The sequence below is a fragment of the Gemmata obscuriglobus genome, assembly GCF_008065095.1.
GTDB classification, from domain to species: Bacteria; Planctomycetota; Planctomycetia; order Gemmatales; family Gemmataceae; genus Gemmata; species Gemmata obscuriglobus.
On sequence record NZ_CP042911.1, the window covers coordinates 2,752,491 to 2,773,447 of the forward strand.

Here is a 20,957-nt window from a genome sequence, read left to right on the forward strand (position 1 = left end):
ACAGGTTTCCGATGGAGAGGATCGAATGAGACGGTTCCTGCTGTCCCTGGCGGTTCTCGTGACCGTCGGAGTGACACCGACGTTTGCGGGGTACATTATCATCCGGGTTCTGCTCGAAGGTGGCGGCGCCACACCGGGCGGCGAATCGATTCCCGGCGGCCCCGGCGGCATCGCTCCGCCCGGCTCGTTCGGCGGCCCGGGTCCGCGCGGCGGTTCACCCGGAGGGGGGATGCCGCTACCGGGTGGGCCGGGTGGAACGGGACCGTTCGGTCCGGGCGGCGGCATGCCGATGGGGCCGGGGGGCACTGCGGCGCCAGGCGGCTCCTCCGACCACACGCGGTCCATTGTGGTTGTGGTGCCGCTCGAAACCGATCTCAAGCGAGGGAAGCTTCTCCCCAACCGCGCCGGCCACCCGCAGCTCAACCCCGAGTTCCGAAAGCTCGAGCTGCGTCACTACGGGCAGAAGCTGTCTGCTTTCCTGTTCATTGATAGCACCACCATTCAGCTTTACGAAGAATTGCTCACCACACCGGGGCCGAAAAAGACCCGTCACACAGAGGTGCTCGATAAATATGCCGCCTGGCGCCTGGCCAAGACCGACGGTCGCGTGCTCTACGACGCGGTCGTGATGGCGCTCCAGGCGGGGATGGTGACCGAAGCACTGACTTACGCCGATGAGCTGGTCGCGGCCGCGCAAGACACGAAGGTCACCATTCCGGAGCGCGACGTGAAGCCGTTTGTGGCGGCGTGGTCCGCCGTCCGCAAGGCCGTGGCCGACACCCCGGGGGCGCCGAGCGATGCCGCCCTGTGGCAGGAGCGGCTCGACTTTCGCAACGGAAACGTCACCACGCTCGGCCACTACTCCGTCCTCGCGGCGGACAATAACTCAGCGGATGTTGCGCGCCGGGCGGCGCAACTGAACGACAATTTCAAGGCGTTTTACCTGTGGCACGCCACCCGAGGTGAAACGCTTCCGGTGCCAAACAAGCCGCTCGTCGCGGTGCTCGCGCCCGGGCCGGAAGCCGTCCGCAGCCTGAACCGCGCGCTCGACGGGCTGCCGATATCCGACGCGTTTTACGCGCCCGATCACGGGGTTCTGGTGCTTTCGCCCGAACGCATGGACGACGTCGGCCAGACGTTTCTGCGGCAGAACCAGCAACTGTTCGGGCGCGGGCTGAACCGCCAGCAGTTGCTCGCGGGTAAGGCCCCCGAGATCGATTTCAGTGGGCAGAAGGGCACCAAGCCGGACGACGTGGCGCACGCGTCCACGCTCGCCGCCGTCGAGCGCCTGGCGATCGACGACGCGGAGATCGCGGCGGTCAGCCGCGAGGGTTCCAGGCAACTGCTGTACGCCACCGGGGTCCTGCCGAAGCACGTTACGCTCCCGGTGTGGCTCACCAACGGGGCGGTCAACTTCTTCACCCGGCCGCGCGGGCCGGCCTACGTCACCGTTGGCGATGACGAGACACCCAACATGCACGTCGCGCTGGCCACCGGGTACGGCGGGCCGAACTACGTGCTTCAGCGCCACTTCCGCGACTTCGTTACCAAAAAGGAACTGCCCTCAGAAGCCGACCGGTTGCTGGAGAACGTGCTCGGCGATGTGTACTTTAACGGGATCAAGAACGGCGACGACCCCGACCCCGCTCCGCCGAAAAAGGTGACGAAGAAGGTCAACCCGAACCCAATGGCCCCGATGTTCCCTGGCCAACCGGGGCGCCCCGGGATGGACGGGGAGGGGGGGCGCGGCCCCGGGATTCCGGGCGGCCCGGGCATGCCCGGCCAAGGCGCTGCGACCGCATCGGCGGAGGAAGATCCCGCTCTGCTGCTCCGGCGCAAGCAACAGCGATTGGCGCTCAAGGCAAACGCCACGTCATGGGCTCTCTACTACTACCTCGCCAAGGCCCGACCGGCCGAACTCAAACGGTACATTGCCGAACTAAATAAGCTGCCGCGCGACCTGCCGATCGACGGCCGTACCGCGTTCGGGGTGTTTGTGCGGGTGTTCGGGCTTTCGACCTCAGAAGACGGCCCGGCCGATCCGGTTGCGGTCAAGAAATTCGCTAACGACTGGTTCACCTACATCAACAGCGTCGGGCTGGTCGGGGTTGATGTCCCCCTGGTGCTTTCGGCGCCGAAAACGCCGGCGACCAACCCGATGGGCATGCCGGGTTTGTTTGGACCTGGTAGTGGCGGGGGCGATGGGCGCTGAGCGAGCCGAGAAAGAGCGGAAGGTTTCGTGCGCGGCGCTTGACCTTCCGCCTCGTCTCTTTAAGATAGCTTCACACCCCTGACGCAAGGGGATGCCGAGGTGGCGGAATTGGCAGACGCACTAGATTCAGGTTCTAGCGCTCGCAAGGGCGTGGAGGTTCAAGTCCTCTCCTCGGCACCTTCAGCCCATCGGGTAAAACCGGTGGGCTTTTTTCGTTTCTAACCGGATTCCTAGCAGACTACCGGCTTCACATTATTTAGGCCGATGTTTAAGCAATAACGGCTTTCGGGCACCCAAAAGGACGAGAAGCCGAGTGCCCACTTCACGCCCCCGAACCTGAATCCGTTGCGGTCGCTGTTCTTAACGGATTTACACGTCCGAGTTTCGCACTGACGGCGTGCGGTCGGCGGCTCGAACTCACCGACGAGCGAGGACGGCGTGACACTGTTCGAGGACCCGTTCTTCACCTTCCGGTTCGCCGACGACCGGCGCATTGCTCGTTTCCATTTGGAGGGTGTCGAAGCCGGTATTCGGGTGGCCGTCTACCAGATCGATCCCGGCACCGGCGAGCGGCGGCGCCTGTTGGCAGAAGCGGCGGTGGGCGACGGCGGGTGGGTGGACTTGTCCGAACCTATTATGGTCGGGGCGGGTGATGCGTTCATAGCCGTGCCGCAGAACCTGTAAGGACGCAACCGAGATGAACTGGATCGACTGGTACGATTCGCTCGCCAAACCCTGGTGGACCCCCGCCCCGGCAACGATCCGCCTGATCTGGGGGTGCCTGTACCCAATCATCCTCGTCAGCTTCGGGTTCGTGTTCATACAGGCGTTACGGCGCAAATTGCCACGCCGGGTCGCCCTGCCGTTCGCCGCGAACCTCGTCGCCAACCTCTTGTTCATGCCGATCTTCGCCGGACTGCGGAGCGTGCCGTTGGCGGCGGCGGACATCGTGGTCGTGTGGGCGACGATCCTCTGGTGCGTGGTCGCCGTCTGGTCGCATTACCGGTGGGTCGCCTTCGCCCAAGTTCCGTATTTCATTTGGGTGTCGCTCGCTACAGCGATCCAATTGTCGATTACAGCGATGAACTGACGGACCTGCGGTTCGGAGCGTTCACCCGAGACGAGCGAGTTCGTGGAGAATCGACTCGCACCAGCCCTGTGGCGTGGAACCTGGAACCTGAAGCTACTGCGAACTCTGTGCGACACGTTTCGCCCGCCCTGCTCGGCACGCCTCGCTGCAGTACCGCACGTGATCCCAGCACCGTTCCCACTTCTTCCGCCAGGTGAACGGGCGCCCGCAGACCGCACACGTCTTCGAGGGCAGGTTCTCTTTCTTGCGGGCCACGGCAGCACTCGGCATTGATGATGTTCGGGCAACGGCCATTGTAGCGCACGGCGGTGAGCGCCGCAGGGCAAGGCGATGTCCGCCGGGAATCCAGGCATGACCCCTGAACACGTCGCCGCCAGCTACGACCAGATCGCCCATCAGTGGCTCGACCTCTCGACCTACGGGTTCGCCCAAATCGAGCGGGCCGTCGCCTTCGTAAAACGCAAAGGCACGGCCCTCGACGTGGGGTGCGGCACCGGGCGACTGATGGGACTGTTGGACAAGCACGGGTTCCGCACGGACGGCCTCGACGTGTCCCCGGCCATGATCGCCCTCGCACGCGACCGTCACCCGAACGCCCGGCTGTTTCACGCCGACATCTGCGGGTGGGAACAGCCCCAGCCATATGACCTGATCGTGGCCTGGGACAGCGTGTGGCACGTCCCGCTGGACCGCCAGGGGCCGGTCCTGACGAAGCTCTGTCGGGGGCTGGCGGCGGGTGGCGTTCTGGTCTTCTCGACGGGCGGCACGGACGGGCCGGACGAGCGGCAGAACACGTTCATGGGACCACCCATGTACCACGCCACACTCGGCATCCCCAGGACGTTGCGAATCCTGGCCGCAGCGGGCTGCGTCTGCCGCCACCTGGAGTACGACCAGCACCCTGAAGACCACGTCTACTTCATCGCTCAGAAACCGGCGAACGCCAACCCAACGACGGGTGGTCCCGTGCGGCTTCGTGCCGTTCAACCGGGCGATCTTCCCCGCATGTTCGAGATGCAACTCGACCCGGAGTCGAACCGCATGGCGGTCACGAACCCCCGGAGCCGTGAGGCGTTCGACGCACACTGGACGAAGGCGCTGGCCGACCCGGTGAACACCACCAGGGCCGTTCTGTTCGACGGGGAGATGGTCGGGTACATTTCTTGCTTCCCGATGGACGGCGAGGACCACGTCGGGTACTGGATCGACCGGGCGTTTTGGGGCATGCGGATCGCCGGCCGGGCGCTGCACCTGTTGCTGGGCGAAGTCACGAAGCGCCCGCTGGTCGCCACCGCCGCCACGAGTAACGGTGCGTCCCTGCGGGTGCTCCAGAAGTGCGGGTTCGTCGTCGAGCGGGTTCACCTCGCGCCCGCCAGCGACCGGTACCCGGAGTGCGAAGAGGCCGTCCTCGTGCTGCGGTAAGCCCCGGCTTCATCCCGCGACTCTCCCGCTGATTGATTCAATGCGCCGCTTGATCTCGATGCCATGCTTTGGGCGACGGCGAGCCGTTTCTCGATCTCGTGGGTGGTCGGCGGCGGTCGTCGCTCCTTCGGCAAGTCATTTCGGTGGGCGATGCCAAACTGGTGGATCAAAACAGGCCGCATCGAGGATAATGAAGAAGAGGCGACGATGGCGGTGAGGCTGAAGACGATGCCGACGGGCCAGATAAGCGTGGTCATCCAGCACCTTCGGGCTGATGTCAGGCCGGACGGTGACGGCGTGACCGATGGGGAACTCTTGGCCCGCTTCGTGAGAAGCCGGGATGAAGACGTCCTTGCAGCCCTTGTGCGGCGTCACGCCCCGATGGTGTGGGGCGTCTGTCGCCGCCTCCTCGACCACCACGATGCCGAGGATGCGTTTCAGGCCACGTTCCTTGTCCTCGTCCGCAAGGCAGCGGACGTGCCGAGGCATGCTGTCGCCAACTGGCTCTACGGCGTGGCCCGGCAGACGGCGGGGCGGGTGAGGGCGTTGGCGGCGAAGCGGGGACGACGTGAGACGCAGGTGGTGATTATGCCCGAACCGACCGTGGCGGAAGTCCGTGTCTCCGACTTGCAGAGCGTCGTGGACAAGGAGTTGAGCCGCCTGCCCGACCACTACCGGGTCGTCGTCGTCCTGTGCGACCTTGAGGGCATGACCCGCAGGGAGGCGGCCAGGCAACTCGACATCCCCGAAGGGAGCGTGGCGAGTCGGCTGGCGAGGGCGAGGGCAATGTTGGCGAAGCGACTCACTCAACGGGGTGTCACGCTGTCCGGTGGGTCGTTGGCGGCGGTCCTGTCGCAGAACGTGGCGTCGGCGGGCGTCCCGGCGTTGGTGGTGTCGAACACGATCAAGGTCACAAGCCTCACGGCGGCGGGGCGGGCGACAACGGGGGTGATATCGGTCAAGGTCGCCGCTCTCACGGAAGGAGTGCTGAAAGCCATGTTCATGAGCAAACTCAAAGCGTTGGCGGGAGTCCTGATGCTGGCGACGTGCCTCATCGGAGTCGGCGTAACTGTCGTTCTGGCGAAGCAGGACCACGCACCAACGAAGGCCGGGTCGGATGCACCCGATGCGAAGCAAGCAGCGGCGAAGGAAGCCGCTGTCAAGGCGATGCAGGAGCGTCTTCAGGGGACATGGAAGCTCGTGGCCATGCACAGCAATGGCACGAAGAGCGAGCTTGACATCATCAACACGATCAAGGGGAACACCTGGGAAACCAAGCTGGATGGCAAGGTCTTCCAGTCCGGGACGTTCAAGTTGGTCGATCTCGACGCCAGCCCCAGGCAGATCGAGTGGGTAATTACTTTTGCCGAAGCCGAAGAAGTTAAGGGCAAGACCATCCACGGCATCTTCATGCTCGATGGCGACTCGCTGTGTTGGAACACCTGTGATGCCGCCAAGTACCCACGCCCGCAGGCTTTCTTCACCGAGCAGGACGACGGGTGCTGTGCGGGGATGTTCAAACGTGCCGACCCAAAGAAGGACCGGTGAGCAGGGCCATCGGCTTCAACTTCGGGATCAACTCATTAAGGACCATCCCCTTCACCTTCTGCACGGTCGGGGGCGAACGGCTTGGGCGGCTTCACCTGCTTTGGGTGAAGCCGCTTTCGTTGTCCTCCTTCTCGACGTAGGCGAAGTCGTGATTCCGCCATCCCGAGCACGCGGGGCCGCGGCGGTCAGCCGGTCGTGTCGCCGAGCGCCTTCTGGATCGCTGCGCGAACGCTCATCGGCCTGATCGGGAACACGTCCAGCGCCGCCTTGTCCCGCACCACGGTGGGGTTCTTCAGCCCCTCGATCAGGTGGCGGCCGACCTCGAACGCCGCGGGCGTCACCAGCGCCAGCCACAGCCCGGACAGGTACGGGGTCAGCACGGGCACCGAGATCAGCCACCGGCGCCGCCCCGTCTGCCGGGCGTACTCCCGGATCATCCCGCCGTAGCTGGTTGCCTCCGGGCACCCGATCTCGAAGGTCCGGCTCCCGCCCGGCGGCAGGTCTTTCGCCGCCAGCAGGTAGGCCAGCACGTCGTCCACGGCGACGGGCTGGGTCGGCGTGTTCAGCCAGCGCGGGCACAGCATCACCGGCAACCGGTCGGTCAACTTCTTCACCAGGTCGAACGACAGGCTCCCGGTGCCGATCACCAGGGACGCCCGGAACTCGACGGTTTCCACGCCCGACGCCCGCAGGATGTCGCCGACCTCGTGGCGGCTCCGCAGGTGGGGCGAGAGGTCCGGGTCGGCGTCGTCCCCCAACCCGCCGAGGTAAATGATCCGCCGCACCCCGGCCCGCGTTGCCGCCCGGGCGAAGTTGGTCGCCCCCTCACGGTCGTCCTTCTCGAAGTCGCCGGGGCCGGACATCAGGTGAACGAGGTAGTAGGCCGTCCGAACGCCCTGCAGCGCCCCGTCCAGCGAGTGCGGGGTGAGCACGTCGCCCGGAACGACCTCCGTGGTCGCCCGAACGTGCGGGCGCAACTTGTCCGGGTTCCGGGCCAGGCACCGAACAACCCCCGGTTGCGCTTCGAGGAGCGGGATCAGCCGCCCGCCGACGTAACCGGATGCCCCGGCCACGAGGGTGACAGCGGTGTTCGGGTCTTCGGAACGATTCGGCTCCGGTTGCATCTTCGGCCCGGCTCTCGGTTGGGAAGTGGTTCGTTCTGCGGGTATCATTCCTCACGGGCGGTACCCGCGCCCGTCTCTATCGCAATAGTTGTACCGTAATCCCGAATCGTTTCGGGCGAGATCGAAGGTGCGAATGCTGTCGTTGCGAAAGCCGTCGGCCGACACGCTGCGCCCGTTCCTGGCGGCGCAGTCGGACCTGCCGTTCACCTATGCGGCGGTGGGCGCAACCGCCGGCACCCCGCCCGACGGGTTCGACGTGGACCGCACCCGCACCAAACTGGGGGAGGGCGAACCGGTGTTCCGCTCGGCGGTCGACGCACTGCGGCGGTGGGAGCAGTTCCGGCTGGGCTGGGTCGAGGCCTGGTCGCCGGACACGCCCATCCGAACCGGCGCGGTGGTGGCGGTGATGGGCCGGGCCGTCGGGCTGTGGTGGCTCAACGCCTGCCGGATCGTGTACACCGTGGACGAGGCGGGGCCGGTGTCGAGGTTCGGGTTCGCCTACGGGACGCTGCCGGGCCACGTCGAGCGCGGGGAGGAGCGGTTCCTGATCGAGTGGGACCGGGCAAGCGGCGGCGTGTGGTACGACATCCTGGCGTTCTCCCGCCCGAAGCACGTCTTGGCCCGCATCGGCTACCCCGTGGTGCGGCGCAAGCAGAAGCGGTTCGGGCGGCACTCGGCGGCGGCGATGCTCCGGGCCATCCGCCCCGCCGGGGCCGGTCATCCCGAATGACTGGAGTCAGGGGACGCGGTATGATCGCCGAAAAGCAACTTCGATCCGAACCGCTCAGGTGGCTCAAAACCGAATCCAGTAGTTTCAAGTTCCAGGTTCCAAGTTCCACGTCAAGCCAAACGGCACACGGGCGGTCCGGAGCGGGTACCGAGTCCCATCGTTTCAAGTTCGCGCGGCCGTGGCGATCGGCCGGGAGCCCAGAGCACGCCGAAGTTACACCGGCCTGCGGACGCCGACGGTTCGACCGTGGCTCGTCGAACCGTCGGCATCCGCAGGCCGGTGGCGCACGCACGTGACCAACTTGGAACGACTGGAGCCGGTTTCCACTTGGAACTTGGAACCTGGAATTTGAAACTACTGGAATGACGTTGACGCCATGACCGACGGCTTGGTCGAGTACAAGAAGACTCAGTACCCGGACGACCGGCGGCGGATTCTTGTCTGCGGCATCCCGGACGGCAAGGTGCGGGTGGAGTTGCTCTCCGCCGCACCCGGCACCGATTCGATCTGGGAGTTCAAACTCTACGGTCTGGTGTGAACGGGCGAGCGGACACAGGCGATCCGGTACTTGCGCGAGACTCGCCAGATGGCCCGCCGGGAGGCGGAACGCAAAGTGAAGGCGGTCGTCGCCGAGTTGGGGATGCAGTAGCGGACATCAGAGCCAATCACGGGAGGCACGAGTGGCGAAGCGAAAGAAGCCCGGCGCCGGGATCACCGAGGACGTGCGGCCCGCGTTTGAGGAGATCGCCCGGCTGGTTGAGACGTTCTGCCAGAAACACCTGAACGAAGAGTACGCCGAACTCTGCCGACGCCTGACCGAGAAACTGGCCCGCAAGCGTCCGTCGCCGCTCCTCGGCGGCAAGCCGACCACCTGGGCCTGTGGCATCGTGCGCACGGTCGGGTGGGTGAACTATTTAGACGACCGGGACCAGACGCCCCACATGAAGCTGACCGCCATCGACAAGGCGTTCGGGGTCGGCGAAAGTACGGGCCAGGGGAAGTCCGTGCTGATCCGCAAGATGTTCAAGATCAGGTCGATGGACCCGGCCTGGACGCTCCGCAGTCGAATGGACCGCAACCCGACGGCCTGGATGATTCAGATCAACGGGTTCATCATCGACGCCCGGTATCTGAAGCGGGAGGTTCAGGAGGAGGCGCTTCGCAAGGGGCTGATCCCGTACATCCCCGAACGACCGCCGTCCGTTGCTGACGAGCAACCGGACACCGCGGAGTAGGACAACGGCGAAGTCGAAACCGGGAACGGTCGGCTCGCTACACGGGACGTGCAACCCTGTGTCGGGTGGATTTTGCAAAGGTAATAAAGCGATGGAAACGACGCTTTGAGAGCGACGCCCATCGCGGTAATCGCACAGTCAAAAATGTCGATCGCAATTGGCGCCGGTGCGTTCGATCACCGGCGCCAATTCGGGTCACCCCTGTGTGGCCGTGTCGGGGCGTGAGCCGCGACACGGTAACCGGCAACGTCGTGCGACACGCGGCCCACGGTAGCTTCTACTGCTCAGACGCTCCACCCTGTGGGGCCTTCGCCTTTCCTCCGTCTTTCGGTCCCGGTCCGCCGCTTCCGGCTACCCCCTTCGGCAGGGACTGGTTCAGGTTCGTCGGTATCGGCTCCGCTTTCGACCCACAGCCGATAGCAGTGCTCACACCGAGCAGAATCATTACTTTGAAACTTGTTCGCAACATTTCGATTGCTCTGAGTTGAATGTCGTGGCAAAAAGCGTGTGGTCGTAGCCGCGTTCCCCGAGCACAAGCAATCCGGGGGCGCGGCTGCGATCTCAAGCCGACGTCGTTAGTTCATCAACTGGCCGGCGTTAAACGTGTCGCCGTCGGCCGCACCGGACAACTGCTGGAGGATCAGCCAGTCGCCGCCACTGGGGAGCGGGTTCCGAACACCGGCCGAACCCGGGCGCAGCGTCCGCACCGACCCGTCGCCCAAGGAGAAGTTGATGACGCCGCCCGTGTGCATGCTGCCGAAGCAGAGCGGGAGGGCGCCCGACGAACCGCCGGTGCCGGTGGTGCTCAGACCGTTGTGCAACCCGAATTTGGTCGGCATCGCTCCGACACCCATCCACGAGATACCACCGAAGAGGTTCGGGTCGGACGGGTTCTTACCCAGCGTCTCGCCGAAAGCCAGTGTGTTCGACGTGCCATCGGTGATCGCGGTGATTTTCGTTTGCGACCGGTTGTAGTAAATGCCGCGGTACTTTTGCAGGCTGATGCCCGGACCGTCGGACGCGGAACTGGTCGAGACGTTGTCACCCAGCGCGCCGGCAACGCCGGTGTAGTTCGTGATTCCGATGTCGTACTGGTTGCCGTTCGTGAACCATCCCCAGGTGCATGCGTTGGTGCCCGATACCGCGGGGTCCGGACCCAGGTTAACAATCGCGCCGTTGGTGGACGAGGTCGCACCCGGGTTCGGGTCGGCCGGGCAGCGGAACATTTTGATCTTCGTGGTGGACAAGCTGTAATCAGGGTTTCCGCCCCACCACTGTGCGGCCGTGAACGTGCCGTTCGCCGCCGTGAACGTCGTCACGGTGTACGTGCCCCTGTACTGCTTGAACAAGTTATCCTGTTCGAGGTACGGCAGCATGAAGAACAGCGAACTGGCGATCTGGCCGCCCCAAAAACCGCCGCTGGCGTTGCCGCCCAAAAAGCCCGGAGGCAGGACGCCGTTGGCCGATTCGTAATTGTGAGAAGCCAGCCCGATCTGCTTGAGGTTGTTCTGGCAGCTCATCCGCGCGGCGGCTTCGCGCACCTTCTGGACTGCGGGCAGCAGAAGCCCGATGAGGATCGCAATGATCGCGATCACAACCAACAACTCAATGAGGGTGAAGCCGGAACGTTTTCGCCCCGAACGAGCAACGGACATGAGAATACTCCCTCAACGAGCGCGCTGACTCAGCGCGGGAACAGAGAGACGTTCCCTGACGAGCGCGTGCCCAGGCTTGGCCGGCAGACCGGCAATACGAATGAACGGACAATCAGGAGATTACGAGAGCGAGCAAGGTGAGTGAAAATAGACCGGTTGCCTAATGCGATGCTAAAGCGAGAGAGGCATCACACCAATCAGCAACCGGGATGAGTTCACCCCGCTAAGTAAATATAATTCACATGAAATCGCTCGGTGTCAATCGTTTTCTCACAATTTCAGTTCTGACCCGCCCGGCATCACGCTGTTGATGTGACGCCGGGCGAATCTGGAGTAACGAGTGGGATTGTTCCGCCGGTACTGGCGCGTTTGCGAAACTCGGCGGTGCGTCTGTTGCCCGCGGAGTGTCGCGCGCGATCTGGTAACCCCGTGCGGTTCCGGGACCAGTACTCGTTCATCCGCCCTTGATGCGGCATTCCACACCCCCCAATCCTGTCGGTTACCCAGGACCACTCCGTGTTTCATGTCTGGCGGTGTGGCAACCCGGCCGGCGTCAGACGGCCGGGGCTGATCCCGAACGCCCGCCGCCGTGTGGAACGCGGACCGGCACTGGCCGGTTCCTGGCGCTTTGGTAGTTGCGGTTGTGTGGTGTGAGCAGATTGTGTAAATCGCATCGGCGGACTCGGTCGATAATACCGTTCGTACCGCCTCACAGGGCGCGAAGCGAAGCGATCGAGGCTCAGGGAAGGGCACCCGATGGACCTGCGGAACAAGCGAATCCTGGTGACCGGCGGGGGCGGCTTTTTGGGCCGCCATGTGGTCACCGAACTGCGGCAGGTGGGCTGCACCTGCCTGTTCGCGCCGCGGCGCGCCGAGTACGACCTGACGGACGCTGACGCGGTGCGTGCGGTGCTCGAGTGGAGCCGCCCGGATGTGGTGATCCACCTCGCCGCGGTGGTCGGCGGGATCGGGGCCAACCGCAAGCACCCCGGCACGTTCCTTTACGACAACCTGATGATGGGCGTGCAGCTCATCGAACAGTGCCGCCGCCGCGGGCTGGAGAAGTTCGTCTGCGCGGGCACCATCTGCGCGTACCCGAAGTTCACCCCGGTGCCGTTCAAGGAGGCGGACCTCTGGAACGGGTACCCGGAAGAGACCAACGCGCCGTACGGGCTGGCCAAGAAGATGCTGCTCGCGCAGCTCCAGGCGTACAAGCAGGAGTTCGACTTCCCCGGGGTGTACGTGCTGCCGGTGAACCTGTACGGCCCGTGGGACAACTTCGACCTCCAGACCTCGCACGTGATCCCGGCGCTGATCCGCAAGTGCGTCGCCGCGCAGGAGCTGAACCTGCCGGAGGTGCCGGTGTGGGGGACGGGGAAGGCCACCCGCGAGTTCCTCTACGTGGGCGACGCCGCCCGCGGCATCCGGCTCGCCGCCGAGCGGCTCGAAACGCCGGACCCGGTGAACCTCGGGTCCGGGCACGAGATCGCCATCCGCGACCTCGCCCAGCGGATCGCCGACCACGTCGGCTACCGCGGCGCGCTGAAGTTCGACCCGACCCAGCCCGACGGCCAGCCGCGCCGGTGCCTCGACACCAGCCGCGCGAAGGAGCTGATCGGGTTCGAAGCCACCACCACGCTGGACCGCGGGCTCGCGGAGACGGTCTCGTGGTACCGCGCCCACCACGCGACGACGAGCCGCGCCGCGGCTTGACCGCTCACCGCACCAGGAGAGAACTGTGGACGCGACACCCGAGCCCGACACCAACGCGACGCCCGTCGAGCCGGTCCTCGGCCACAGCGCCCCGGAGCGGCTCCAGGTCATGGAGACGCGGCTCGCGGCCATGGTCGAGCAGGCGTACAGCATGCGGCAGGAGGTGGCCCGGATGCACACCGAGGTCACCCGGTTGCGCGCGCTCGTGTCCCCGCCGCGGCCCAAACTGCCCTGGAAGATTTGGATCCGGCACCACACCAAGGAGCTGCTCAAGCTGAAGGTGCGGCTCGGCAAACTGGAGTTCGCCAACGAGCCGAAGGAGGTGTGGGTGCCGCGCCGGTACCACCGCGTGCCGCGCCTCACGAACCCGCCCACCATCTCGATCGCCACCCCGTCGTTCAACCAGGGGCGGTTCCTCGAGCAGACCATCCGCAGCGTGCTCGACCAGGACTACCCCCGGCTCGAGTACGTGGTCCAGGACGGGGGATCGACCGACAGCACCCACGAGGTGCTGAACCGGTACCGCACGCGCCTGTCCCGGTGCGAGTCGCGCAAGGACAACGGCCAGTCCCACGCCATCAACCTCGGGCTCGCGGGGACCACCGGCGAGATCATGGCCTACCTCAACTCCGACGACCTGCTGCTGCCGGGCGCGCTGCACACCGTCGCCCGGTTTTTTCAGGACCACCCGGACGTCGACGTGGTTTACGGGCACCGCGTGCTGATCAACGGCGAGGGCCAGGAGATCGGGCGGTGGGTGATCCCGCACCACGACGACGAGGTGCTCCGGTGGGCCGATTACGTGCCCCAGGAAACCATGTTCTGGCGGCGCCGCATATGGGATAAGGTGGGCGGGATCGACGAGAGCTTTCGGTTCGCGATGGATTGGGACCTGCTGCTGCGGTTCCAGGCCGCCGGGGCCAAGTTCTACCGTTACCCGCGGTTCCTCGGGGCGTTTCGCATCCACGGGAACTCCAAGACCATGACCGTGGTCAGCACGCAGGGCGAGTTGGAAATGGCCCGGCTGCGCGAGCGCTCACTCGGGCGCGTGCCGGACCCTCTGGAGATCAAGGCCGCGGTGCGCCGGTACCTCGGCTGGCACGTCTTCCATGACCGCATGTATAATCTTGGTATTTTTAGATATTGACAGGTTTGATGAGGCGGACCGCCCTGGTCGATGGTGCGCGGCGCTCGGCTTGAAGTGCGGCCTTTGTGATGCCCGCGAAGTTAGAGGCTCCGCCCGGCTTCCACACCGGCCGACGAGGACAATGGCCGCGAGCGAACGCCCGAACCTGACCCAACTGCCAGGACCAACACACTCAACGGCGCCGGCCCGCCGCGTTCAGGGACCGGCGCTTCGGCCGCCCCTCCCCGAATCGCCACCCCACGCATGTCCGGCGGCGCTCACTCCAACGGTGTTGTGGACGCGGGCCGCGCCCAGACCGGTAGCACGACCCACCCCGGGGCGCGCCCGCGGTTCGGCACCGCGCGGAGGGCCGCGGCGTAGGTCGGGAACCGGCCGGCGCTGACCCAGGAGTTGTTCGCCCGGTAGCACCGCCAGATCTCGAACGTGATCGGGGCGTCGGGAGCGGCTTCGAGTACGGCTTCGGTGGGCGTCACGGCGGCGTCTCCTGCGGTAGTTCGCGGCTCCCACAGAGGTTATCGAGCGGTTCCGCCGCCGGTTGCCCGCGCCCGCGGCGGCGGAACACGTTTCCCGTCTTCGAGCGTATCGCGTCACGCGCCGCCGCGCCTCGACGCGGCCGCCTCAGTTCCGCCAGACGCACGCGCGGCAATTTGCGTGAATGTGATGCTCGGTGTTTGGGTTGTAAAGCGCGCCGCCTGCGGCCGCGCGGGCCGCGGCACGCGACCGGTCGTCGCGCTGCGGTTCGCTTGAAGAGGAGCGGCGTTCGGACGAAGGGCCGTCAGGCCGGGCGCTCGGCGACACACACCATACAGTCCGATGAGCCGGCGAGGTAGCACGCCCAGGCCGCCAGGCGCGCCGCCGGCTTCCACTGGAGGAGCCGGGCGAACGGGCCCGCGGCGCCGACCGCGGCCGCGCGCCGCGCGCTCATGCGGAGCCAGTCGCTGTGCCGGAACTGTCGCACCGGGGCCGCGCGGAACCCGGCCGCCTGGAGCATGGCCGTGAGCGTGCCGGGGGCGAAGTGCGTGAGGTGCCGCGGCAGGTCCAGCCCGAACCACGCCGGGCCGAACAGCCGGTACGGGGCGCTCTCGATGTTCGGGGTCGCGACGACCAGCTTGCCCCCCGGTATCAGGAGCTTGAACGCCTCCCGCAGCAGCTCGAGGGGCCGGTGGATGTGCTCGAGCGAGTGCCACATGGTCACCACATCGAACGAGCCCGGGGCGAGGTCCGGGTGGGGCAGCGAGCCCACCAGGGCGGGCAGCCCGTAGCCCGTGCGGACGGCGTCGATCACACCGGGGCAAGAGTCCAGCCCGGTGACCGCCCAGCCGCGATCGGCCATCGTTTTGAGGAACCCGCCGGTGCCGCACCCGAAGTCGAGCAGCCGCCCCGGCCCGGGCCAGGGCAACGCGCCCCGCCGCTCGGCGCACGGGCGGCCGAACAGTCGCGCGAGGAGCGGGCGCGCCCGGCGGGTGCGGCGCGGCTGCCGGGGGCGGCGGTGCGGCTCGTAGTCCGGCGGGTAGAAGCGGGTGATGGCGCGCTCGCTCGGCCGCGGGTTCGTGAAGACCAGCGCGCACCGGCGGCACCTGACGACCGCGAACATCAGGCCGGTTTTCGGCGGCGGGAGCGGGTCCGGGGCTTCGAGCACGGGCGGCCCCGGGTCCGCGTCGGACCCGCACAGCGGGCACGGCGACTCGTCCCACGCGACGGCGGACGCGCGCGCGGGCGCCGGCACGCTGTCTGTTTGGATCGCTAGGGGCGGGCGGTTCATCATCTGCAACCCGTCCGTGGGTCGGCTGTGCGGGACAATTCGGCAAAACTTAACCTGCCGCCGTTTTGGGAGTCAAGGCGCCTTCGAGTCGAGCGGCGGCGGCGTGACGGTTGCTACCGTCCGTATGCGGGTGTAACCTCCGCGCCCGGGGCCGTACAACACCCGGAGCCGCGCGGCACACGTGCGGCTCCTCTTCCCCGATCCCGAGTCCTGTCATGCGCTACCTGGTTGCGGTGGCCCTTCTCTCGCTCCCCGCGGCGGCCCGCGCCGCCGAGTACGATGTCGTGGTGTACGGCGGAACGGCCGGCGGCGCGATGGCGGCCGTGCAGGCCGCGCGGATGGGTAAAACGGTCGTGCTGGTGGAACCGGGCGCGCACATCGGCGGGCTCACCAGCGGCGGGCTCGGGTGGACCGACAGCGGCGACAAGCGCGTCATCGGCGGGCTCGCGCGGGCGTTCTACCAGCGGGTCAAAAAGCACTACGACGCCCCAGAGGCGTGGACCCACCAGAAGCGCGAGGGGTACCCGTTCTACCGCAAGGACGAGGACGCCATGTGGACGTTCGAGCCCAAGGTGGCCGAGCAGATCCTGCGGGACTTCCTCAAAGAGGCCAAGGTGGAGGTCGTGTTCGGGCAGCGGCTCGACCGCGCGAAGGGCGTGGCGCTCGACGGCAAGCGCATCACCTCGCTCAGCACCGAGGGCGGGAAGACGTTCGCGGGCAAGATGTTCATCGACGCCACCTACGAGGGCGACCTGATGGCTGCGGCGGGCGTCTCGTTCGCCGTGGGGCGCGAGCCGAACTCGCGCTACGACGAGGCGCTCAACGGCGTGGCCCGCAAGTGGAACCAGCACACCCACCGGTTCACCGCGAAGGTGGACCCGTATGTCAAGCCCGGCGACCCCAAAAGCGGGCTCCTGTTCGGCATCGACGCCGACCCGCTCCCGGCCGACGGCGAGGGGGACAAGCGGGTCCAGGCGTACTGCTTCCGCATGTGCATGACCGACGTGCCCGAGAACCGCGTGCCGTTCGAGAAGCCGCAGGACTTCGACGAGGCGAAGTACGAGCTGCTGTTCCGGAACTTCGAGGCCGGGGACCTGCGGGTGCCTATCAAGCCGGACCGGATGCCCAACGGTAAGACCGACACCAACAACAACTTCGCCGTGAGCACCGACTTCATCGGCCAGAACTACAAGTACCCCGAGGCCGGGTACGCGGAGCGCGAGAAGATCGTTGCCGCGCACCTGAGTTACCAGAAGGGGCTCATGTGGGCGCTCCAGAACCACCGCCGGGTGCCCCAGAAGGTGCGCGACCAGTTCGCGAAGTGGGGGCTGGCGAAGGACGAGTTCACCGACACCGGGCACTGGCCGCACCAGATCTACGTGCGCGAGGCCCGGCGCATGGTGGCGGACTACGTCGTCACCGAACAGGACTGCCGGCGCCGGCGGGACACCCCGATGTCCGTCGGGATGGGGTCGTACAACATGGACTCGCACAACTGCTGCCGGTACGTCACGGCCGACGGGTTCGTTCAGAACGAGGGGGACGTGCAGGTGTCCCCCGGCGGGCCGTACCGCATCAGCTACAAGTCGATCGTGCCGCAAACCGGCGAGTGCCCCAACCTGTTCGTGCCGGTGTGCCTGAGCTGCTCCCACATCGCTTACGGGTCGGTCCGGATGGAGCCGGTGTTCATGGTGCTCGGCCAGAGCGCCGCGACCGCCGCGTGCCTGGCCATCGACACCAAGGTGGACGCGCAGAAACTGGACTACGACGCGCTGCGGAAGCGGCTGCTGGCCGACGGCCAGGTGCTGGAGTCCGCCGCGCCGCCGTCGGCCGGCGCCGTGGACCCGAAGAAGCTGGCGGGCGTGGTGGTGGACGACGCCGACGCGGAGCGCACGGGCTTTGAAACGGTCAGCTCGACCATCGGGCCGTTCGTCGGCTTCGGCTACCGGCACGACGGCAACGCGGACCGGGGCAAGCAGACGGCCAAGTTCGTGCCCGATCTCCCGGCGGCCGGTAAGTACGAGGTGCGGGTGGCGTACTCCGCCAACGCGAACCGCGCGTCGAACGCGGCGGTGACGGTGACCCACGCCGGCGGCGCGACCGAAAAGACGGTGGACCAGAAGAAGAAGCCGCCGATCGACGGGCTGTGGGTGTCGCTCGGGACGTTCGAGTTTGCCAAGGGGAAGGGCGGCAGCGTCACCATCACGAACGTCGGCGCCGACGGGTACGTGATTCTGGACGCGGTCCAGTTCGTGCCGGTGAAGTGATTGCTATCGCGTGCCGCACGCCGTCGCACGACCGGCGTCCGTCATGTCTTCGGGAGGTTTAGGAGGAATCATCATAACCCGGCTGGTAGTGTCTGATTCTTGTGGCACAGACATTCCTGTCTGTGCGGCCTTATCGCGCTGCACAGACAGGAATGTCTGTGCCACAAAGACAACAGCCAAAACGGATACCAACAACCGGACCGTGAATCAGACCGACGCCGGTTGCCGGGGCGGTCACTTCTTCGCGTTCTTGAGCTGCGGCAGCACGGCGGGGTCGGCGTACTTCGCCGGATCAGCCTCGAACTTCTTCTTGGCGGTGGCGTTCCAGAAGTAGACCTTCACGCCCTTGTACTCGACGGACGGGTCCTTGCTGCTCACCACCTTGTCGCGGTTCACCGGGCAGTGGATCTGCTCGATCTTCCGCTTGGGCAGCTCCTTGCCCTTGAGCTGCGGCAGCAGGTCCGGCAGCAGGTACGCCTCGGGCTCGGCCTTGAACTTGCTCACGCAGGTGTCGCAGCACAGCCCGATCTTGACGCCCTTCCAGTCGACGTACACCGGATCGGTGATCTCGTCCTTCGTCATCACCGGGCAGAACACCTGCTTGCCGGCCGGCTTCGGGTCGTCGGTGCGGCCGCTGGCGGACAGGGCCAGAACGACGCAGGCGGTCAGCACGAATCGCACGCGCATGGGAAACCTCGGTACGGGAAACGGTCACTCGCCCTTCGGGTTCAACCGGTCGCGGAGCCGGTCGGCCACCGGCCGCATCTCGTCCTCCGCGACACGAAACCGGTTCGTCGCCGCGTCGGCGACGCGCGGCCGGTTGATCGGGTTCAGCACGCTCACGCCGCGCGGCAGCGAGGGCGTGTTGGTGTCGGTCCGGTGGCACAGCGCGCACTGTGCGGCGAACGTGGTGTGTTTGGCCGATCCGTACTCCAGGAACAGCCCCTGCGTGGTGTCCGGGACGAACCGGAACGCCTCCCCGCCGAGGGCCGAGCCGGTGCGCGACCGGAAGTACACCCAGTGGTCCACGCCGTCCTTCGAACTCGTCGGGTTGTCGGCCGCGAGCTTAAACGGGCCGCTCAGCCGCCGCACCCGCACCTCGTCCACCACCGGCGTCGCCACCGGGTTCAGGTCCGGGTCGAACGCGACCAGTGACAGCACCAGCGCCACCTCGGTCCCGTCCGGCACCTCGACCCGGCCCGCCTGTTGGGCCGCGGTGGTGACGAGTCCGGCGGACGACGCGCGATCGCCGGCGTTCAGGAAGATTCGACTGGCTCGCAGCGCCTGGTCTCCGCGGAACAGTTTGCCGGCTTTGCGGTCCACTTCCACCCACGCGGAAGTCGGAGGGCCGTCGAACGGCAGGGCGGGGAGGTACGGCGTCGCGCCGTCTTTCGGCTTGTTATGGTGCGCGAACTGCTTCGTCAGTTCGGCGGTACCGGCGGGCAGGGCGGTTAGTTCGTTTCGCGGCAGGGCCAGCGATCGCACCGTTTTGGCCAGTGCGGTCAGCAGTTCGGTGTCGTCGCTACGGCCCCACTTGCGGCTCGTTTCCAGACGCCACCAGACACTCAGCACGTCCCACTGAAATAGTATACGGACAACCGGCGCTTTTAGCTCCGGCATGGCCGCAACTTGCTCGGCGGTCGAAACGGTGCCGAGCAGTTCCAGCAGCCGTTTGCGGCGCTCCGTCCCGACGGACGTGAGCGCCGACACGCGCACGTCGCCGCCGAATACGACCCGGTCGGCGGTCGTGCCTTTCCGCTTACCGAACTGCCAGCCCTTCACGAAGAAATCGACATCGCGTCGATCCGCTCGCTCAGCGGGTAGTACGGCCGCGATCTCCTCCGGCACTTGGTCTTGGGTGAACAGCAGCGCGTGGAGTTCGTTTAACGGGTGGGCCGGGTCGCGGGAGTAGACGGCCCCCGGCGTCTCGGATGTCGGGAGACCTTCAAGTGCGTGTCCAACGGGAAAACGGGGCGAAGGGCGCGGGGCGGGGGCCGTCGGGAGCGCTGCAACCGGCACGGACATCAGAAGCGCCAGCACCCCGACGGCGACGCGATCACTCGTCACTCACCACCTCCCCACCTTGAATCGTGAGCAGCGCGGCGATCACGTCGGCGCTCACACCCTGTCGAATCGTCCGCACCGACCCGTCCACCCGCCCGGTGTTCACCAGGCCCGAGTGGAAACTGTACATGGAGTAGTTGTTCGTGCAGTTCACCAGACACGGGCCGCCGTTGGTGACCCCGTCTTGCGAGTACCCGCGGACCTTGAACAGGTTCCCCTCGGCCCACGAGCAGATTGTCACGTAAGCCGCCGACGCCGACGTCTCTTGCCCGGACCCCGCCAGCAATTGGCCCGCTTGCCACACCTCGGGACGCGCGGCCGATTCCACCAGTACGACGGTGTTGGACGCGCCGTCGGTGATGTCGCGGTACTGACGGCCCCGCTCGCCCGGCTTAACGCTCCCGGAGAAGAACCCGTCGGTGTTCGGCTGCGCGTAGCTCACCACCGGGGGCTTGACGGTCCACAGCTTCGTGTCCGGGCCGGCGCTGCCGGCGTAGTCGCACGCGGCGGCCGGCCATTTGGTTTCGCCGGCCGGAACGACGGCGCCGAACTTGGTGTGCATCCGCGGGGCGCCCGGGGTGCTCGGGCACCGCATGAACGGCAGGTGGTACTGGACCGCCTCGCGGTTCGCGATGTCGCTGAACTTGACGTTGTAGTTGTATACGTTCGCGAGCGGGTTCTGCTCCATGTACGGGAGGATCTGCGCGCCCCAGAAGTGGTTCACCGCGACGCCGCCCGTCGGGGTGCCGCTGACCGAGGTCGGGAACGCGCCGTTGGCGGACTCGTAGTTGTGCAGCCCCAGCACCAACTGCTTGAGGTTGTTCTGGCACTTCATCCGGGCCGCGGCCTCGCGCACTTTCTGCACGGCCGGCAGCAGCAGCCCGATGAGAATCGCGATGATCGCGATCACCACAAGAAGCTCGATCAGCGTGAACCCGCGCCTCGACACAGCCACGAAAGGGACTCCTGGTAGGTAAAACCGTCCGGC

Annotated in this window: 19 protein-coding genes and 1 tRNA gene; 12 read left to right on the forward strand and 8 right to left on the reverse strand. The window is 66.4% G+C overall.

What is annotated here, in order from left to right:
- The first annotated feature begins 25 nt into the window (after window positions 1-25).
- From GobsT_RS11445 to GobsT_RS11460, 4 genes are all read left to right on the forward strand, one after another.
- Window positions 26-2,212: a hypothetical protein gene (locus GobsT_RS11445; protein WP_010047455.1), complete on the forward strand. Its 2,187-nt coding sequence runs from the start codon at window positions 26-28 to the stop codon at window positions 2,210-2,212.
- A gap of 93 nt (window positions 2,213-2,305) precedes the next feature.
- Window positions 2,306-2,389: transfer RNA gene (locus GobsT_RS11450), tRNA-Leu, on the forward strand.
- A 261-nt stretch (window positions 2,390-2,650) separates the two neighbouring features.
- Window positions 2,651-2,896 carry a hypothetical protein gene (locus tag GobsT_RS11455; RefSeq protein WP_010047456.1) on the forward strand — a complete coding sequence of 82 codons (246 nt, stop codon included), beginning with the start codon at window positions 2,651-2,653 and terminating at the stop codon, window positions 2,894-2,896.
- A gap of 13 nt (window positions 2,897-2,909) precedes the next feature.
- Window positions 2,910-3,302: a TspO/MBR family protein gene (locus GobsT_RS11460; RefSeq protein ID WP_010047458.1), complete on the forward strand. Its 393-nt coding sequence runs from the start codon at window positions 2,910-2,912 to the stop codon at window positions 3,300-3,302.
- A 93-nt stretch (window positions 3,303-3,395) separates the two neighbouring features.
- On the opposite strand, the gene GobsT_RS11465 is transcribed toward GobsT_RS11460, so the two are convergent.
- Complete coding sequence (locus tag GobsT_RS11465; protein WP_071529341.1) at window positions 3,396-3,572, reverse strand: DUF2256 domain-containing protein; 177 nt, start codon at window positions 3,570-3,572, stop codon at window positions 3,396-3,398.
- Window positions 3,573-3,653: 81 nt separating this feature from the next.
- On the opposite strand from GobsT_RS11465, the gene GobsT_RS38730 reads away from it, so the two are divergent.
- Window positions 3,654-4,724, forward strand: a complete 1,071-nt coding sequence (locus GobsT_RS38730; protein WP_010047460.1) for a GNAT family N-acetyltransferase — start codon at window positions 3,654-3,656, stop codon at window positions 4,722-4,724.
- Between the two features lie 63 nt (window positions 4,725-4,787).
- A complete protein-coding gene (locus GobsT_RS11480) occupies window positions 4,788-6,272 on the forward strand; it encodes a sigma-70 family RNA polymerase sigma factor (protein WP_010047462.1) in 1,485 nt (494 codons plus the stop codon).
- Between the two features lie 185 nt (window positions 6,273-6,457).
- Here GobsT_RS11480 and GobsT_RS11485 read toward each other — a convergent pair whose 3' ends face one another.
- Window positions 6,458-7,396 (reverse strand): NAD(P)H-binding protein, encoded by a 939-nt coding sequence (locus tag GobsT_RS11485; protein ID WP_010047465.1) that lies wholly within the window; start codon window positions 7,394-7,396, stop codon window positions 6,458-6,460.
- A gap of 133 nt (window positions 7,397-7,529) precedes the next feature.
- On the opposite strand from GobsT_RS11485, the gene GobsT_RS11490 reads away from it, so the two are divergent.
- The 3 genes from GobsT_RS11490 to GobsT_RS11495 all read left to right on the forward strand — a co-directional run bounded on the left by GobsT_RS11490 (window position 7,530) and on the right by GobsT_RS11495 (window position 9,361).
- On the forward strand, window positions 7,530-8,126 hold the full coding sequence (locus GobsT_RS11490; protein ID WP_010047466.1) for a DUF1990 family protein: 597 nt from the start codon (window positions 7,530-7,532) through the stop codon (window positions 8,124-8,126).
- 376 nt (window positions 8,127-8,502) lie between these two features.
- Window positions 8,503-8,664 carry a hypothetical protein gene (locus tag GobsT_RS37680; RefSeq protein ID WP_010048210.1) on the forward strand — a complete coding sequence of 54 codons (162 nt, stop codon included), beginning with the start codon at window positions 8,503-8,505 and terminating at the stop codon, window positions 8,662-8,664.
- Window positions 8,665-8,806: 142 nt separating this feature from the next.
- Window positions 8,807-9,361 (forward strand): DUF6398 domain-containing protein, encoded by a 555-nt coding sequence (locus GobsT_RS11495; RefSeq protein WP_010048212.1) that lies wholly within the window; start codon window positions 8,807-8,809, stop codon window positions 9,359-9,361.
- Between the two features lie 575 nt (window positions 9,362-9,936).
- On the opposite strand, the gene GobsT_RS38735 is transcribed toward GobsT_RS11495, so the two are convergent.
- Entirely contained in the window at window positions 9,937-11,016 is a 1,080-nt protein-coding gene (locus tag GobsT_RS38735) for a DUF1559 domain-containing protein (RefSeq protein ID WP_010048213.1), read from the reverse strand.
- Window positions 11,017-11,772: 756 nt separating this feature from the next.
- On the opposite strand from GobsT_RS38735, the gene GobsT_RS11505 reads away from it, so the two are divergent.
- The gene (locus GobsT_RS11505; protein WP_010048214.1) at window positions 11,773-12,729 is read left to right on the forward strand and encodes a GDP-L-fucose synthase family protein; all 957 of its coding nucleotides are present in this window, start codon (window positions 11,773-11,775) and stop codon (window positions 12,727-12,729) included.
- A gap of 25 nt (window positions 12,730-12,754) precedes the next feature.
- Window positions 12,755-13,876: a glycosyltransferase family 2 protein gene (locus GobsT_RS11510; protein WP_010048216.1), complete on the forward strand. Its 1,122-nt coding sequence runs from the start codon at window positions 12,755-12,757 to the stop codon at window positions 13,874-13,876.
- Between the two features lie 257 nt (window positions 13,877-14,133).
- Here the strand turns inward: GobsT_RS11510 and GobsT_RS11515 are convergent, their stop codons facing one another.
- On the reverse strand, window positions 14,134-14,349 hold the full coding sequence (locus GobsT_RS11515; protein ID WP_010048218.1) for a hypothetical protein: 216 nt from the start codon (window positions 14,347-14,349) through the stop codon (window positions 14,134-14,136).
- A gap of 302 nt (window positions 14,350-14,651) precedes the next feature.
- Entirely contained in the window at window positions 14,652-15,641 is a 990-nt protein-coding gene (locus tag GobsT_RS11520; RefSeq protein ID WP_010048219.1) for a class I SAM-dependent methyltransferase, read from the reverse strand.
- A 212-nt stretch (window positions 15,642-15,853) separates the two neighbouring features.
- Between GobsT_RS11520 and GobsT_RS11525 the strand changes: the two genes are divergently transcribed.
- Entirely contained in the window at window positions 15,854-17,905 is a 2,052-nt protein-coding gene (locus GobsT_RS11525) for an FAD-dependent oxidoreductase (RefSeq protein WP_010048220.1), read from the forward strand.
- Window positions 17,906-18,139: 234 nt separating this feature from the next.
- Here GobsT_RS11525 and GobsT_RS11530 read toward each other — a convergent pair whose 3' ends face one another.
- The 3 genes from GobsT_RS11530 to GobsT_RS11540 are packed head-to-tail and all read right to left on the reverse strand — an operon-like array spanning window position 18,140 to window position 20,924.
- Window positions 18,140-18,592, reverse strand: a complete 453-nt coding sequence (locus GobsT_RS11530) for a hypothetical protein (protein ID WP_010049411.1) — start codon at window positions 18,590-18,592, stop codon at window positions 18,140-18,142.
- A gap of 24 nt (window positions 18,593-18,616) precedes the next feature.
- On the reverse strand, window positions 18,617-19,972 hold the full coding sequence (locus GobsT_RS11535) for a hypothetical protein (RefSeq protein WP_010049412.1): 1,356 nt from the start codon (window positions 19,970-19,972) through the stop codon (window positions 18,617-18,619).
- Entirely contained in the window at window positions 19,962-20,924 is a 963-nt protein-coding gene (locus tag GobsT_RS11540; RefSeq protein ID WP_010049416.1) for a DUF1559 domain-containing protein, read from the reverse strand. The genes GobsT_RS11535 and GobsT_RS11540 overlap by 11 nt, the downstream gene beginning before the upstream one ends.
- Window positions 20,925-20,957: the final 33 nt, after the last annotated feature.

Bases quoted from the DNA above. Each gene is read 5' to 3' on its own strand.
- GobsT_RS11445 (WP_010047455.1), top strand. From the start codon at position 26: ATGAGACGGTTCCTGCTGTCCCTGGCGGTTCTCGTGACCGTCGGAGTG.
- GobsT_RS11460 (WP_010047458.1), top strand. From the start codon at position 2,910: ATGAACTGGATCGACTGGTACGATTCGCTCGCCAAACCCTGGTGGACC.
- GobsT_RS11465 (WP_071529341.1), bottom strand. From the start codon at position 3,572: ATGCCGAGTGCTGCCGTGGCCCGCAAGAAAGAGAACCTGCCCTCGAAG.
- GobsT_RS38730 (WP_010047460.1), top strand. From the start codon at position 3,654: ATGACCCCTGAACACGTCGCCGCCAGCTACGACCAGATCGCCCATCAG.
- GobsT_RS11480 (WP_010047462.1), top strand. From the start codon at position 4,788: ATGCTTTGGGCGACGGCGAGCCGTTTCTCGATCTCGTGGGTGGTCGGC.
- GobsT_RS11485 (WP_010047465.1), bottom strand. From the start codon at position 7,396: ATGCAACCGGAGCCGAATCGTTCCGAAGACCCGAACACCGCTGTCACC.
- GobsT_RS11490 (WP_010047466.1), top strand. From the start codon at position 7,530: ATGCTGTCGTTGCGAAAGCCGTCGGCCGACACGCTGCGCCCGTTCCTG.
- GobsT_RS37680 (WP_010048210.1), top strand. From the start codon at position 8,503: ATGACCGACGGCTTGGTCGAGTACAAGAAGACTCAGTACCCGGACGAC.
- GobsT_RS38735 (WP_010048213.1), bottom strand. From the start codon at position 11,016: ATGTCCGTTGCTCGTTCGGGGCGAAAACGTTCCGGCTTCACCCTCATT.
- GobsT_RS11505 (WP_010048214.1), top strand. From the start codon at position 11,773: ATGGACCTGCGGAACAAGCGAATCCTGGTGACCGGCGGGGGCGGCTTT.
- GobsT_RS11520 (WP_010048219.1), bottom strand. From the start codon at position 15,641: ATGATGAACCGCCCGCCCCTAGCGATCCAAACAGACAGCGTGCCGGCG.
- GobsT_RS11525 (WP_010048220.1), top strand. From the start codon at position 15,854: ATGCGCTACCTGGTTGCGGTGGCCCTTCTCTCGCTCCCCGCGGCGGCC.
- GobsT_RS11530 (WP_010049411.1), bottom strand. From the start codon at position 18,592: ATGCGCGTGCGATTCGTGCTGACCGCCTGCGTCGTTCTGGCCCTGTCC.